Source organism: Calidithermus timidus DSM 17022, from assembly GCF_000373205.1.
GTDB classification, from domain to species: Bacteria; Deinococcota; Deinococci; order Deinococcales; family Thermaceae; genus Calidithermus; species Calidithermus timidus.
Genome location: NZ_KB890698.1, coordinates 110,147 through 124,471 on the forward strand (window position 1 = coordinate 110,147; position 14,325 = coordinate 124,471).

Annotated in this window: 13 protein-coding genes; 11 read left to right on the forward strand and 2 right to left on the reverse strand. The window is 68.5% G+C overall.

The window, feature by feature from the left end; genetic code table 11:
- The first annotated feature begins 33 nt into the window (after positions 1-33).
- The 3 genes from B047_RS0110950 to B047_RS0110960 are packed head-to-tail and all read left to right on the forward strand — an operon-like array spanning position 34 to position 3,800.
- Positions 34-1,377, forward strand: a complete 1,344-nt coding sequence (locus tag B047_RS0110950; protein WP_018467011.1) for a GH1 family beta-glucosidase — start codon at positions 34-36, stop codon at positions 1,375-1,377.
- Positions 1,378-2,970: a glycoside hydrolase family 43 protein gene (locus tag B047_RS0110955; protein ID WP_018467012.1), complete on the forward strand. Its 1,593-nt coding sequence runs from the start codon at positions 1,378-1,380 to the stop codon at positions 2,968-2,970.
- 2 nt (positions 2,971-2,972) lie between these two features.
- The gene (locus B047_RS0110960; RefSeq protein ID WP_018467013.1) at positions 2,973-3,800 is read left to right on the forward strand and encodes a glycoside hydrolase family 16 protein; all 828 of its coding nucleotides are present in this window, start codon (positions 2,973-2,975) and stop codon (positions 3,798-3,800) included.
- Here B047_RS0110960 and B047_RS18620 read toward each other — a convergent pair.
- On the reverse strand, positions 3,764-4,138 hold the full coding sequence (locus B047_RS18620) for a tyrosine-type recombinase/integrase (RefSeq protein WP_157205900.1): 375 nt from the start codon (positions 4,136-4,138) through the stop codon (positions 3,764-3,766). The two genes, B047_RS0110960 and B047_RS18620, sit on opposite strands and share 37 nt — an antisense overlap.
- A 63-nt stretch (positions 4,139-4,201) precedes the next feature.
- Here B047_RS18620 and B047_RS0110965 point away from each other — a divergent pair, with 63 nt between their 5' ends.
- From B047_RS0110965 to xylB, 7 genes are all read left to right on the forward strand, one after another.
- Positions 4,202-4,438: a hypothetical protein gene (locus B047_RS0110965; protein ID WP_018467014.1), complete on the forward strand. Its 237-nt coding sequence runs from the start codon at positions 4,202-4,204 to the stop codon at positions 4,436-4,438.
- Positions 4,419-4,835 (forward strand): TA system VapC family ribonuclease toxin, encoded by a 417-nt coding sequence (locus B047_RS0110970; protein WP_018467015.1) that lies wholly within the window; start codon positions 4,419-4,421, stop codon positions 4,833-4,835. The genes B047_RS0110965 and B047_RS0110970 overlap by 20 nt, the downstream gene beginning before the upstream one ends.
- A gap of 216 nt (positions 4,836-5,051) precedes the next feature.
- The gene (locus B047_RS0110975; protein WP_026234816.1) at positions 5,052-7,262 is read left to right on the forward strand and encodes a glycoside hydrolase family 3 N-terminal domain-containing protein; all 2,211 of its coding nucleotides are present in this window, start codon (positions 5,052-5,054) and stop codon (positions 7,260-7,262) included.
- Between the two features lie 190 nt (positions 7,263-7,452).
- Positions 7,453-8,601, forward strand: a complete 1,149-nt coding sequence (locus tag B047_RS0110980; RefSeq protein WP_018467017.1) for an ROK family transcriptional regulator — start codon at positions 7,453-7,455, stop codon at positions 8,599-8,601.
- A gap of 18 nt (positions 8,602-8,619) precedes the next feature.
- Complete coding sequence (gene xylA, locus B047_RS0110985) at positions 8,620-9,783, forward strand: xylose isomerase (protein ID WP_018467018.1); 1,164 nt, start codon at positions 8,620-8,622, stop codon at positions 9,781-9,783.
- A gap of 80 nt (positions 9,784-9,863) precedes the next feature.
- Positions 9,864-10,784: an aldose 1-epimerase gene (locus B047_RS0110990; RefSeq protein ID WP_018467019.1), complete on the forward strand. Its 921-nt coding sequence runs from the start codon at positions 9,864-9,866 to the stop codon at positions 10,782-10,784.
- A 150-nt stretch (positions 10,785-10,934) separates the two neighbouring features.
- Complete coding sequence (gene xylB, locus B047_RS16730; protein WP_018467020.1) at positions 10,935-12,416, forward strand: xylulokinase; 1,482 nt, start codon at positions 10,935-10,937, stop codon at positions 12,414-12,416.
- A gap of 6 nt (positions 12,417-12,422) precedes the next feature.
- On the opposite strand, the gene pgeF is transcribed toward xylB, so the two are convergent.
- Positions 12,423-13,148 carry a peptidoglycan editing factor PgeF gene (pgeF, locus tag B047_RS0111000; RefSeq protein ID WP_018467021.1) on the reverse strand — a complete coding sequence of 242 codons (726 nt, stop codon included), beginning with the start codon at positions 13,146-13,148 and terminating at the stop codon, positions 12,423-12,425.
- An 81-nt stretch (positions 13,149-13,229) separates the two neighbouring features.
- Between pgeF and B047_RS0111005 the strand changes: the two genes are divergently transcribed.
- On the forward strand, positions 13,230-14,318 hold the full coding sequence (locus B047_RS0111005; RefSeq protein WP_018467022.1) for a prepilin peptidase: 1,089 nt from the start codon (positions 13,230-13,232) through the stop codon (positions 14,316-14,318).
- Positions 14,319-14,325: the final 7 nt, after the last annotated feature.

The window sequence follows — 14,325 nt, forward strand, 5'->3', positions numbered from 1 at the left end:
TTTCAGCCCAGTTTTGCCAACGAGGACAGCACTATGAGCATTCAACGCGACGACTTTCCCGCCGACTTCGTGTGGGGCACCGCCACCGCCGCCTACCAGATCGAGGGGGCGGTAGACGAGGATGGCCGCGCCCCCAGCATCTGGGACACCTTCAGCCACACCCCTGGCAAGACCCGCGACGGTGATACCGGCGACACCGCTTGCGACCACTACCACCGCTACCGCGAGGACGTGGCCCTGATGCGGGAGCTGGGCGTCAACGCCTACCGCTTCTCCATCGCCTGGCCGCGCGTGCTGCCCCAGGGGCGCGGTGTGGTCAACGGGGCCGGGCTCGACTTCTACGACCGCCTGGTGGATGCGCTGCTGGGAGCCGGGATCACCCCCTGGGCTACGCTCTACCACTGGGATTTGCCCCAAGCCCTCGAGGACGCGGGCGGCTGGCCCCGGCGCGACACCGCCTACGCCCTGGCCGAGTACGCCGCCGTGGTGGGGCGGCGCCTGGGCGACCGGCTCAAGCGCTGGATCACCCTCAACGAGCCGTGGTGCTCGGCCTACTTGGGCTACGGCAACGGGGTGCACGCGCCTGGTCGCCAGGACTTCGCCCTCTCCTTGCAGGCTGCCCACCACCTGCTGCTGGGGCACGGCCTGGCGACAGAGGCGCTGCGGGCGGCGGTGCCCGGGGCTCAGGTGGGGGTCACCCTCAACCTCACCCCCACCCACCCGGCCACGCCCGATCCCCGCGACCTCGAGGCCGCCCGCCGCTACGACGGCTTCTTCAACCGCTGGTACCTCGACCCGCTGTTCGGTTTCGGCTACCCGCTGGACATGTGGGAGCTCTACGGGCCGATGGTGCCCCACGTAGAGCCGGAGGACCTGAGGCGCATCGCCGTTCCTCTCGACTTCCTGGGCATCAACTACTACTCGCGCTCGGTGGTGCGGCACGCGGAGCAGGGTCCCCTGCTCGTCGAGCACGTGCGCCCGGAGGGCGAGTACACCTACATGAACTGGGAGGTCTATCCCGATGGCATCCGCGAGATCGTGGCGCGGGTGGCCCGCGAGTACCGGCCACGTTCCATCTACATCACCGAGAACGGGGCCTGCTATCCCGACGGGGTGGAGGACGACGGGGAAATCCACGACTCCAAGCGCCTGGAGTACTACCGTTCCCACCTCAGCAAGTGCGCCCAGGCCATCCGCGAGGGGGCGCCGCTGAAGGGCTACTTCGCCTGGAGCCTGCTGGACAACTTCGAGTGGGCCGAGGGCTACGACAAGCGCTTTGGGCTGTTCTATGTCAACTTCGCCACCCAGGAGCGCCGCCTCAAGCAGAGCGGGCGCTGGCTGAAGGGCTTCCTCGAGGGCGCTGCGGAGGCCGGTTGAATGATCCGCAACCCCATCCTCAGCGGCTTCAACCCCGATCCCTCCATCGTGCGCGTGGGCGAGGACTACTACATCGCCACTTCCACCTTCGAGTGGTATCCGGGGGTGCAGATCCATCACTCGCGCGACCTGGTGCACTGGCGGTTGGTGGCGCGGCCCCTCGCCCGCCGCTCGCAGCTCGACCTGCTGGGCAACCCCGACTCCGGGGGCGTCTGGGCCCCCTGCCTGAGCTACGCCGATGGCCGCTTCTGGCTCGTCTACACCGACGTCAAGACCTGGGCCCCCGGTGCCCCTTTCAAGGACACCCACAACTACCTCGTCACCGCCGAGCGCGTGGAGGGGCCGTGGTCGGAGCCGGTCTACCTCAACTCCTCGGGCTTCGATCCCTCGCTCTTCCACGACGACGACGGGCGCAAGTGGCTCTTGAACATGCTCTGGGACCACCGCAAGGGCCGCAACCCCTTCGGCGGAATCCTGCTGCAGGAGTACGACCCCGTGCGCCAGAAGCTGGTGGGCCCGGTGCACCACATCTTCCGCGGCACCTGCTTGGGCGTCACCGAGGGGCCGCACCTCTACAAGCGCGGCGGTTGGTACTACCTGCTCACCGCCGAGGGGGGCACCTCCTACGGGCACGCCGTGACCCTGGCCCGCTCGCGCTCGATCTTCGGGCCCTACGAGCTGCACCCCGCCAACCCCCTCCTCACCAGCCGGGAGCACCCCGAGCTCCCCCTGCAGAAGGCGGGCCACGCCTCGCTGGTGGAGACCCAGACGGGGGAGTGGTACATGGTCCACCTCACCGGCCGTCCGCTCGACCCACCCACCGCCCCACTGCGCCGCTGCAACCTGGGCCGCGAGACCGCCATCCAGAAGCTCGAGTGGGCCCCGGACGGCTGGCCGCGGCTGGCCGGGGGTGGGAACACCCCGCGCCTCGAGGTCGAAGCCCCCAAGCTCCCGCCCCATCCCTGGCCCCCGGAGCCCGAGACCGACCCCTTCGACGCCCCCACCCTCAGCCCGCACTTCCAGACCCTGCGCCTCCCCGCCGACGTCTCCTGGCTCTCCCTCAGCGAGCGTCCTGGCTTCCTGCGCCTCTACGGGCGTGAGTCGCTGATCTCGCGTCACCGCCAGAGCCTGGTGGCCCGCCGCTTGCAGCACTTTTACGCCGAGGCCGAGACCGCGCTGGAGTTTGAGCCCCGGCACTTCCAGCAGATGGCCGGGTTGGTGTGCTACTACGACACGCGCCACTGGGTCTACCTGCGCCTCAGCCGCGACGAGATACTGGGCAAGACCCTCAACCTGCTGCTGTGCGACGCCGGGCGCTACGACGAGCCGCTGGAGCGCGAGGTGAGCGTGGGGGAGGCCGCGCGGGTATACCTCAAGGTGCGCTTCGAGCGTGAGACCTTCCGCTTCTTCTACGCCCTGCAGGGCCAGGACTGGCAGCCCATCGGCCCCGCCTTCGACTCGGGCAAGCTCTCCGACGACTACTGCAACGGCCTCTCCTTCACCGGCACCTTCATCGGCCTGTGCGCGCAGGACCTGAGCGGGGCGCGGCTGCACGCGGACTTCGACTACTTCACCTACCGGGGGCTCGCGTAGAGATGAAACCAAACTTTCCCAAACTGCTGTTCCTCCTGGCGCTGGCCCTCCCCGGCGCCCTGGCTCAGGAGCTGCCCGGGTGGCGGCTGACCTGGGCCGACGAGTTTAACCTGCCGCTGGGCAGCCCGGTGGACCGCGGCAAGTGGAACGTGGAGACCGGCGGCTGGGGCAACGGCAACAGCGAGCTGCAGTACTACACCGAATCCACCCTCAACGCCGTGCACGACGGGCGCAACCTGGCGATCACCGCGCTCGAGCAGCGCAGACCCGGCCTGCGCTGCTGGTACGGCCCCTGCCGCTACACCTCCGCGCGGCTCAACACCCGCGGCAAGTTCGAGCAGCGCTACGGGCGCTTCGAGGCCCGCATCAAGCTTCCGCGCGGGCAGGGGTTGTGGCCCGCGTTCTGGCTGCTGGGCAACAACATCGGCACGGTGAGCTGGCCGCTGTGCGGCGAGATCGACGTGATGGAGAATATCGGGCGCGAGCCGCACACCGTGCACGGCACCATCCACGGCCCCGGCTACTCGGGCGGCGCGGGCATCGGCAAGCCCTACACCCTCCCCGCCGACTTCGCCGACGCCTTCCACGTCTTTGCGCTCGAGTGGGAACCGCAGGAGCTGCGTTGGTACGTCGACGGCGTGCGCTACCAGACCCGCACCCCCGCCGACCTCCCCGAAGGCGCCCGCTGGGTCTTCGACCGCCCCTTCTTTCTCATCCTCAACCTCGCCGTAGGCGGCGCCTGGCCCGGCATGCCCGACGCGACCACGCGCTTCCCGCAGCGGATGCTGGTGGACTACGTGCGGGTGTATGAACGGATCGATGGCCCATAGCCGGACGCCGGGTGTGGGTCGTGCGGCGTACGCAAAACGCCAGACGCGGGACGCCCCTCGCCCTCACCCAGACGATCCATCCCACGGAAGAGGCCCTGCAAGTCCATTTTGGCGCAGATGGCCGAGGTGCTGGGACTGGCGTGGCCCAGCAGGCAGGCCGTGGTATGCAGATCCCTTGAGCTTCGGTAGAACCGGGTGCCCGCCGTGTGCCGCAGCATGTGAAGACCACCATAACGGCTCGGCAGGCCGATGGCCCGGTAATGCCCGGTGATGCGCCACCACAGCCCGTTGGCGGAAAGCCGCCTGCCCAACTTCCCATTCTTGAGGCTCGGCAGCATCAGGTGCGGCTCTCCCGCCGGGGATAGCACTCGCCGGATTTTAGATTATGCTAATATGGCTGTATGCGCACCACCCTGGACCTCCCCGACCCCCTTTACCGGCACCTCAAGCTCCAGGCCGCCAAGGAGGGCAAGACCCTCAAGGAGCTGGTAGCGCGCCTTTTGGAGGAGGCCTTGAGCCGCCAAGCCCCCAGGGGTCTCCGCCCGCTGCCCCTGGTACCAGCCAAGGAACGCCGCATCCTCCCCTTGCGGGACGCCGACCTCTGGGAGCTTTTAGAGGATGGATCTTCCCGACCTTAACGTCTGGTTCGCCCTCCTGGTGCCGGAACATCCCTTTCACCCTCGAGCCCGATCCTACTGGGAGGAAGCGGATACCGTGGGATTGGTTCGCGTGACCGCCCTGGGCCTTTTGCGGCTTCTGACCAACCCCAAAGCCATGGACGGAAAGCCCATAGAGCTAGGGGAGGCGTGGGGGATCTACCGGGAGCTTAGGGTTGGCTCGGGGGTTCCCCTGTGGGAGGAGCCCGATGGCCTGGAGGAGACCTTGGCAAACTTGGTGGCGAAGGGATTTCCGCCGCGGCTTTGGACCGATGCCTACTTGGCCGCTTTTGCTATGGCCGGAGGGTATCGGCTGGTGACCTTTGACCGAGATTTCCTTAGCTTTTCTGGCCTGGAATGGCTGCTTCTCGAGGCGTGACATCCTCCCCCGAAGGCTGGCAGGAATGGTTGCCCGAAAGCAGGGCAACGCGGGGTTAGCATCCACAAGCAGCCCCAATCTGGTCGGGGTCTGCAACCCGCACCCCAAACGCTCAAACGGAAGCGTGCCGGATCGCTCTCAGGCATCGAGGATTGAGCTCACCACGAGCCACACGCCATGTGCCTACCACTGATAACCCACTCGAGGAGATCGGTTGTGATCAAAGGATGGAGATTCGCCCTCGCCTGTGCCGTGCTGCTGGGCTTTTGCCCTGCGCTGGCCCAGCCCCTCTACAAAGACCCCGCGCAGCCGGTGGAGAAGCGCGTCGCCGACCTGCTCGCGCGCATGACGTTGGAGGAGAAGCTGGGGCAGATGACGCAGGTGGCGGTGTCCAAGCTGATGTCGGACGGCTGGGGGCTGGGGCCGCTGAAGGGGGAACTACTCGAGCGCTACCTCGTGCAGCGCGGCATCGGCTCGGTGCTCTCGGGTGGGGGGATGGGGCCAGTGCCTAACACCCCTCGCGCTTGGGCCGAGATGACCAACGCCCTCCAGCGGACGGCGGTGGAGAAGGGCCGCCTGGGTATCCCCCTCCTCTACGGCGTGGATGCGGTGCACGGGCACAACAACGTTGTGGGGGCTACCCTCTACCCCCATAACCTGGGCCTGGCGGCTACTTGGAACCCAGTCCTGGTGGAGCAGGTGGCCCGGCGGGTGGGGCAGGAGCTGCGGGCTACGGGCACGCTGTGGAATTTCGCCCCCGTGGCCGACCTGGGCCGCGACCCGCGCTGGGGGCGCTTCTACGAGACCTTCGGCGAGGACCCGCTGCTGGCGGGCAGCCTGGTGGCCGCGATGGTGCGGGGTCTGCAGAATGGCCGCGTCGCCGCGACGCTCAAGCACTTCACCGGCTACGGCCAACCTTTGGGCGGCACCGACCGCAGCCCGGCCTTCCTGGCCCCCCGCACCCTGCAGGAGCTGTGGCTGCCGCCCTTCCGGGCGGGCCTCGAGGCCGGCGCCCTCACGGTGATGGCCAACAGCGCTTCGCTCAACGGCGTGCCGGTGCACGCCTCGCGCTACCTCCTCACCGACGTGCTGCGCGGCCAGATGGGCTTCAAGGGTGTGGTGATCTCCGACTGGAACGACATCGACAAGCTTGTGGGCGACCACAAAGCCGCCGCCGACCTCGCCGACGCCGTGGCCATGAGCATCAACGCCGGTGTGGACGTGTACATGGTGCCCATGGAGGTCGAACGCTACCTCCAGACCCTCAAGGAGCTCGTCGAGGCCGGCCGGATCTCCCGCGCCCGCGTCGACGAGGCGGCGGGCCGCGTCCTGCGGTTGAAGTTCCAGCTCGGCCTCTTCGAGCGCCCCTACGTCGAGGCAGCCGAGGCCGAGAAGGTGGTCGAGGCCCAGCGCCCGCTGGCCAAGCAGGCCGCCCTCGAGTCCATCACCCTGCTGGAAAACGCCGCCTCCACCCTGCCGCTCACCAGCGTCAAGACCCTGCTCGTCACCGGCCCCGCCGCCACCGACAAGACCATGCAGATGGGCGGCTGGAGCATTGACTGGCAGGGCAAGGAGGGGGCCAAGGCCCCCGGGGCGACGCTGCTCGAGGGCCTCCAGCAGGGCGCCCCCCAGGGCGTGAAGGTGGCCTACGCCGACCCCAAGGACGCCCGGGCCCTCGCCGCTGCGGTCAGGGCCTCCGACGCGGTGGTGGTGGCCCTGGGCGAGAAGCCCTACGCCGAGAGCGAGGGCAACAACCCTACTGGCGAACTCCCCGCCGAGCAGTACAAGCTGCTGCGCGAGCTCAAGGCCCTGGGCAAGCCGGTCGTGCTGGTGCTGCTCGCCGGTCGCCCCCTGGCCTTCCCCGACGACGTGTGGCTCGTTCCCAAGGCCATCCTCATGGCCTACCTCCCCGGCTCCGAAACGGGCAGCGCCCTGGCCGACGTGCTCTTCGGCCGCTACAACCCCAGCGGTCGCCTGCCCTTCACCTGGCCCAAGCACTTCGGCCAGGTGCCCTTCACCTACGACCGCTACCCCGACCTCTACCCCAAGGCCGAGCCGCTCTACCCCTTCGGCTACGGCCTGAGCTACACCGACTTCACCTACCGCCTACAGGCCGCCAGAGCCACCGCCAACGCCGTGGAGGTGGATGTCGAGGTGCGCAACACCGGCAAACGCGCTGGCAGCGACGTGGTGCAGCTCTACACCCGTTTCCCCCCGCTCGGCCTCCTCGCCCCCCGCGAACGCCTGGTGGCCTTCGCCAAGGTGAACCTCGAGCCCGGCCAAACCCGCACCCTCAAGCTCACCGTCCCCCTAGATCGCTTCGCCCTGGTACCGGGCGACGTGTTCAGCCTCGAGCTGCCGCGCGTGCTGCCTGGTCGCTACGTTTTGCGGGTGGGGGAGCAGACGGCGGGGGTGGAGCTGCGTTGATGGCCGATAGCTAAACGCCTCGTTGAAGTCGATCATCCGCCTGGGGCAGGCCAGATTACGCCCCCACTGGGCGCTCATCCCGCGCTGGCTCCCCCGCCGCCCGTTTGACGGGCTGGGCGGTCGTCCGCTAATATGTTCATGTCTCGAACTTTAGCCCACGGCCCAGCACGAACGCACGGAAGGAGGGTCCATGCCTGCTCGCTCCAAAACCACCAGCGCCAACTCGGGAACGGGGGTCCTGCGCCAGCTCAACCGCTCGCTGGTGCTGCGCACCCTCTGGCGGCGGCCGGGCCTCTCGCGCTCGGAGTTGGCGCGCGAGCTGGGGCTGGCTAAATCCACGGTCTCGGTGGTGGTGGCCGAGCTGCTCGAGGAGGAGTTGCTGCACGAGGGAGAGGAGGTGCCAGGGGGAGTGGGGCGGCCCTCGCGGGCCCTCGAGCTCGAGGGCGAGAAAAACCTGGTGTTGGCCTGGGAGATCAGCGTGGACTACCTGGCGGTGCGGCTGCAAAACCTCATGGGCGAGGTGCGGTGCGGCCAGGATCTGGAGCTGGGGCTGGGGCCCGACCCCGAGGCCTGCTTGGACCGGTTGGCCCAGGCCAGCAAGGAGCTGCTGCGGGGACTGGGCCACAATGTCTATCTGCGAGGATTATGCCTGAGCGTGCCGGGATTGGTCGAACCACGGCCGGGGCACCTCACCCTGGCCCCAAACCTGGGCTGGCAGGACCTGCCGCTGCTGGAGATGCTGGAGCACAAGCTCATCCAGCACAAAATCCGGGTGGAAACCCCGCCCATCCTCGAGAACGAGGCCAACGCCGCCGCGCTGGGGGTGTACACCCTGGGCGAGTGGCGGGTTGCCAATCTGGCCTATCTGAGCCTGGGCATTGGGCTGGGCAGCGGTCTGGTGCTCGACCGGCAGCTCTTTTGGGGCAGCCACGGCCACGCGGGGGAGATCGGGCACGTCCCCCTCGATCCGCAGGGGCCGCCCTGTCGCTGCGGCAAGCGTGGCTGCGCCGAGACTTTCGTCAGCCTCAAGGCCTGGCGGGCCGACCCCACCGAGGCCGGGCTGGAGCGCATGGCCGACAAGCTGGGGCTCTTGTTGGCCCAGCTTCTCAACCTGCTCGACCCCGATGTGGTGGTGCTGGGCGGGCCGCTGGTCGAGGAGGTCGGGCCCCGCCTGCTGCCGCTGGCCCGCGCCGCCGCCCGGCGCTACGCCCTCGAGCAGCCCGCCCGTACCGCCCAGATCGCGCTCTCGCCCTTTGGCCGCGACAGCGCCATCTTGGGGGCGGGCGTGCTGGCTATCCGCGCCTTTCTCGAGGCCCAGCGGAGCGGGGTGGACATCTGACATCACAGGAGCTTTGACATGGCCTATCAACCCAAACCCGAGCACAAGTTCAGCTTCGGCCTGTGGACCGTGGGCAACGTGGGGCGCGACCCCTTCGGTCTGCCCACCCGCCCGCCCCTCGAGCCCGACTATATCGTCTACAAGCTGGCCGAGTTGGGAGCCTACGGGGTCAACCTGCACGACAACGACCTCATTCCCCTCGATGCCTCCAAGGACGAGCGCCGGCGCATCCTCAAGCGCTTCAAGAAGGCTCTGCAGGACACCGGCCTGGTGGTTCCCATGGCCACGACCAACCTCTTCGGCGACCCTGTCTTCAAGGACGGTGCTTTCACCTCGCCCGACGCGCGGGTGCGGGCTTATGCCCTCCAGAAGACCATGCGGGCCATGGACCTCGGCGCCGAGCTCGGCGCGAAGACCTACGTCTTCTGGGGTGGGCGCGAAGGGGCCGAGGTGGACGCTGGGGGCAACGTGCTCGACGCCCTCGCTCGTTACCGCGAGGCGCTGAACTTCCTGGCCGAGTACTCCGAGGACCAAGGTTACGGCTACCGCTTCGCCCTCGAGCCCAAGCCCAACGAACCCAGGGGCGACATCTACCTGCCGGTGGTGGGGGCAGCGCTGGGCTTCATCGCCACGCTGGACAAGCCCCACCTCTTCGGCCTCAACCCCGAGGTGGCCCACGAGACCATGGCCGGCCTCAACTTCGTGCACGCGGTGGCCCAGGCCATCGACGCGGGCAAGCTCTTCCACATCGACCTCAACGACCAGAAGATGGGCCGCTTCGACCAGGATTTGCGCTTCGGCGCCGAGAACCTCAAGACGGCCTTCTTCCTGGTCAAGCTGCTGGAGGACTCCGGCTACGACGGCCCCCGCCACTTCGACGCCCACGCCCTGCGCACCGAGGACGAGGAGGGGGTCTGGGAGTTCGCCAAAGGCTGCATGAGGACCTACCTGATCCTCAAGGAGCGAGCCGAGCGCTTCAACCGCGACGAGGAGATCCAGGCCCTCATCAAAGCTTACAAAGTGCACGATGAGAAGCTCGCCGGGCTCAGCGCGAAGTACTCTCGCGAGGGTGCTCGAGCGCTGAAGGAGCTCGAGTTCGACCGTGAGGGGCTGGGTCGGCGAGGGCCGGGGTTGGAGCGGCTGGACCAGCTCACGGTCGAGCTGCTGCTGGGGGTGCGGTGAGGGGGGGTGTAGGGGGTAGGGTCGGCGATTGCGTTCCCTATTCGCTCATTCCTGCTAGAGTTGTCTTGGGTTAACAAGCCGTGAGACCCGAAATTCTGCACAACGACAGGCTCCGCCTCACGGTGCTCCCCGCGCTGGGAGCCAGCATCGCCGGCCTCGAGCTGCATCGCGAGGGTTTCTGGCTTCCCCTGTTGCGCCCGACTTCGCTGGCGGCCATCGCCGGCGGAGCTTCCCCCGAGACCTCGAGCTACATCCTGGCCCCCTACTCCAATCGCATCCGCGAGGGGCGCTTCAGCTTCCGGGGCCGGAGTTACCAGCTTTTGCCCAACTGGCCCGACGGGGTGCAGACCATCCACGGCGAGGTGCACGGGCGTCCATGGGCGGTGGTCGAGCGCAGCGAGGGCCTGTTGGTGTGCCACTTCAACGCCAACAACCCCCAAGCCCTCAACTTTCCCTTTCGCTACACCGTGCGGGCGGTGTACTGGTTGGGCGACAGCAGCCTGCGGCTGGGCCTGGAGCTCACCAACACCGGCGAGGAGGCCATGCCGGCGGGCTTTGGCTTCCACCCCTACTTCATGCGCCGCCTAGGCCTCACCCCCGACCCCTTGATTTCCTTTCGCGCGGCTTGGGTTTACCTCACCGGCGCCGAGCGCATCCCCACCGAACCCCCCGTCCCGATCCCCCCGGCCCTCAACTTCTCCAACCCCCGGCCCCTGGGCGAGGCCCTGCTCGATCACGTGTTCGGCGGCTGGGAGGGCACGCTCAGGCTCGAGTGGCCTCGCAGTGCTGTGCGGGTGGAACTCGAGGCCGACCCCGTCTTCTCTCACCTCGTGGTGTTCACCGCCCCTGACGGAAGCGTGGCCCTCGAGCCCGTCTCCCACGCCACCGACGGCTTCAACCTGATGGACCGGGGCTGGCCCAACACCGGCGTGCGGGTGCTGGAGCCGGGCGAAAGCCTCTCGGGCGAAGTGCGGATCAAGGTCAGGGCGGAGGGATGGTAGGGGTGGGGCAGGGGGGTTGTCGATGCTCAGCCACCAGCCTTCAGCAAAAAGCCTATGGTCCATTCCCCGCCGGCGGGAGGGAGGATCTCCTAGGAGAAGGGCGTAGAACGTCCCACCCCGCCCGGCCATCAGCGATCGCACAGGAGTTCCATGAAACCCGTTAGCATCGGCATCGATCTGGGAACCAGCGGCCTCAAGGCCCTGGCCCTCACCCCCGAAGGCCACAGCGTGGCCGAGGCCAGTGCGTCCTATCCCTTGCTCACCCCCCGGCCCGGCTGGACCGAGCAGAATCCCTCGGATTGGCTCGAGGCCGCCCGACGGGCCCTCGGCGAGCTGGCCGAGAAGCTCGAGGCCGCAGGCCATACCCCCGTCGCCCTGGGGCTCTGTGGGCAGATGCATGGGGCGGTCTTCCTCGACGCTTGGGGCGAGGTTGTGCGGCCTGCCCCGCTGTGGAACGACCAGCGCACCGCCGAAGCCTGCGCCGAGATCGAGGCGGCGATTCCGCGCTCCGAGCTCATCCGTCGCACCGGCAACCCGGCGGTGACGGGGTTTCAGCTCCCCAAGCTGCTTTGGCTGCGCCGGGCCGAGGGCGAGAACTTCGCCCGCACCCGGCGGGTGCTGCTGCCCAAGGACTACCTAGCCTTTGCCCTCACCGGCAACGCCACCACCGAGCCCTCCGACGCCTCAGGCACTGGGGGGCTGAACCTGGCCGCGCAGGACTGGGACAGCGAGCTGCTGGCAGCTTTGGGCCTAGGGACCGACCTCTTTCCCGAGTTGATCCCCTCGCACGGCGTGGTGGGCGGCCTCCGGGCCGATTGGGCGTGGGCCACGGGCCTGCCTGAGGGCTTGCCGGTGGTCGCCGGGGCAGGTGACAACGCCGCCGCTGCCATTGGGCTGGGGCTCTCCAGCGCCCGTCCGGGCGTGGGCAGCGTTTCGTTGGGAACGTCGGGCGTGATCTTCTTGCCCTTGGAGCGCCCCACCCCCGACCCCCAGGGGCGCATCCACCTCTTCTGCCACGCCGACGGCGGTTACCATCTGCTGGGGGTGACCTTGGCTGCCGCCGGGAGTCTGCTGTGGTACCGCGATCGGCTGACCCCCGGCGTGGCCTTCGACGCGCTGATGCAAGAAGCCGCCGCCGTGGCTCCCGGAAGCGAAGGGCTGCTGTTCATGCCCTACCTGGCCGGGGAGCGCAGCCCTCACCTCGACCCGGACTTGCGCGGGGCCTGGCTGGGCCTGAGCCTGGCCCATACCCGAGGGCACCTCACCCGCGCCCTGCTCGAGGGCGTGGCCTTTAGCCTCAAGGACGTGCTCGAGGTCATGAGGCCCCTGGCCACCATACGCCAGCTGCTGGCCATCGGCGGCGGGGCCCGTTCCGAGCTGTGGCTCTCCATCCTCTCGGCGGTGCTGGGGGCTCCCCTGGCCCGTACCCCCATCGAGGAGGGCCCGGCTCGGGGAGCGGCCCTGCTCGGCTTGGTGGGGGCCGGGGTCTACCAGAGCGTCGCGGAGATGCTGGAGGCCACCGCGCCCGAGGCCCAGGCCATTCCTGCCCACTCCGAGCCTGTCTACGCCGCAGCCTACGAGCGCTTCAAGGCGGCTTTCAGAGCGGTGGGGAGCCTGGCTCGAGGGGCGTGAGGGGTTTTATATGGGCAGTTGGATCAGGCCCCACATGCGCCCGGTGATCCCCCGCTCGCGGCGGTGGGAGAAAAAGCGGGGGTCGTGGAGGGTGTCGGCTCCCATCGCCCAGAAGTGCTCGCTTCGGATGCCCAGGCCCAGGGCTTGCTGCCGCAGGGCCGAGGCCAGGTCGAGGCAGAAGCGGCCTGGGGCGCTGGGGTCGGGGCGGAAGGTCTCGAGACCCGCCTGAGCGAAAGCTTCGGCCACCTCCGGCCCCACCTGAAACCCCGGCCCAGCCCCCGGCCCTAAAGCTATCCGGATGTCCCCTGCCCGGCTGCCATAGCGCTCTCGCAAAAGCCCCAACGCTGCCGGAAGAATGCCCGCTATGGTTCCCCGCCAGCCCGCGTGCAGCGCCCCCACCACCTGCCGCACGGGGTCATAGAGCAGCACCGGGTAGCAATCGGCCACCCCCACCCGCAGCAAGAGCCCCGGCGTATCCGTCAGCAGCCCATCCCCCTGCCACACCCCCGGCCCCTCGACCGCGTGCACCACGTTGCCGTGAACCTGATCCAGCGCGGCGACGGGCGGGTTGCCGAAGCGCTCGAGCACCCGGCGCTGGTTCTCCCGCACGTGCTCGGGGTGGTCGCCGGTGGAAGGGGAGAGATTAAGGCTGGCATAAGGCCCCTGCGAGACCCCACCCTCGCGGGTGGTGAAGCCGTGGGGAACCTCGAGCAGGGGAGAAGAGAGCAGCACGAAGACTATCCTAAAGCCCTGCTGGCGTTTTCCCTATGGCTTTGCACCGGCTCGAGGCGGCCTGCCGCGTAAAATACGCCCGTGACCTCGGCCCTGCTCATCGTGTTCGCCTTCGTGCTGGGAGCGGTGATCGGCTCCTTTCTCAACGTGGTGATCTACCGCCTTCCCGCGCGCAAGTCGGTGGTGTTTCCGCCCTCGAGCTGCCCCTCCTGTGGAACTCGCCTGGGGCCTGCCGAACTCGTGCCCATCCTCTCTTGGCTGCTCCAGCGCGGGCGTTGTAGGCACTGCGGGGCGCGGATTTCGGCCCGTTACCCAGCGGTCGAAGCCCTCACCGGGCTGCTCTTCGCGGCAGCGGCCTGGCTGCGCCCAGGGCTTCCCGAGTTGGTTTTGATCTGGGCCTTCATCGCCCTTTTGGTGGTGCTCTCCTTCATCGACATCGATACCTATACCGTGCCGGACGGCATCAACTTCGGCGGACTCTTCCTGGGCCTACTGGCCGCAGCCCTGCTGGCCTTCCCCCAGCCCTTCGACCAAGCCCTCGACGCGGCCCTGATCTGTGCGGGCATCATCGCCCTCATCGGCGGCTACGGTTCGCTGATCGTGCGGCGTTTGCGCGATGGTAAGCGGGAATACCCCGTGGGCCTACACACCCTGCACCTCGCGGCGATGGTGGGGGCCTGGTTTGGCCCGGCGGCGGGGCTGGTGGCGGGCTTTCTCAACTGGGCGCTCAACGCCCGCACCGGGCGGGTGTGGGCCCTGCCCGACGGCCTCACCCTGGGACTGGCCGCGTTGGGTCCCATCGTGGCCTACCTGGTCCCAGACTGGCCCTTCGAAAGCCTGCGCGGGCTTTTGATCGCGGCGGGGGGGTTGGCCCTTAGCGGCGGCCTGTACTGGGCCTTCCAACCCGAGCCCGAGGAGGACGAGGGTGAGGTGGTGGTGATGGGCTTCGGTGACGTGAAGCTGGCCGGGCTCTTGGGGGCCTGGGTGGGCGTGGGCCCCTTCCTGGTAGGCCTGATGGTGGCGGTGGTGGCGGGCGCGCTGGTCGGGCTGGCGCTGCGCGAGCGCAAGGTGCCCTTCGTGCCCTACCTGGCCCTGGGCGGGCTGGTGGCTTTCTTCTTCGGGCAAGACCTGATCAACTGGTACCTGGGCTACTTGGGCGTGGGGCCGTAGCCTCGAG

Bases quoted from the DNA above. Each gene is read 5' to 3' on its own strand.
- B047_RS0110950 (WP_018467011.1), top strand. From the start codon at position 34: ATGAGCATTCAACGCGACGACTTTCCCGCCGACTTCGTGTGGGGCACC.
- B047_RS0110955 (WP_018467012.1), top strand. From the start codon at position 1,378: ATGATCCGCAACCCCATCCTCAGCGGCTTCAACCCCGATCCCTCCATC.
- B047_RS0110960 (WP_018467013.1), top strand. From the start codon at position 2,973: ATGAAACCAAACTTTCCCAAACTGCTGTTCCTCCTGGCGCTGGCCCTC.
- B047_RS18620 (WP_157205900.1), bottom strand. From the start codon at position 4,138: ATGCTGCCGAGCCTCAAGAATGGGAAGTTGGGCAGGCGGCTTTCCGCC.
- B047_RS0110965 (WP_018467014.1), top strand. From the start codon at position 4,202: ATGCGCACCACCCTGGACCTCCCCGACCCCCTTTACCGGCACCTCAAG.
- B047_RS0110970 (WP_018467015.1), top strand. From the start codon at position 4,419: ATGGATCTTCCCGACCTTAACGTCTGGTTCGCCCTCCTGGTGCCGGAA.
- B047_RS0110980 (WP_018467017.1), top strand. From the start codon at position 7,453: ATGCCTGCTCGCTCCAAAACCACCAGCGCCAACTCGGGAACGGGGGTC.
- xylA (WP_018467018.1), top strand. From the start codon at position 8,620: ATGGCCTATCAACCCAAACCCGAGCACAAGTTCAGCTTCGGCCTGTGG.
- xylB (WP_018467020.1), top strand. From the start codon at position 10,935: ATGAAACCCGTTAGCATCGGCATCGATCTGGGAACCAGCGGCCTCAAG.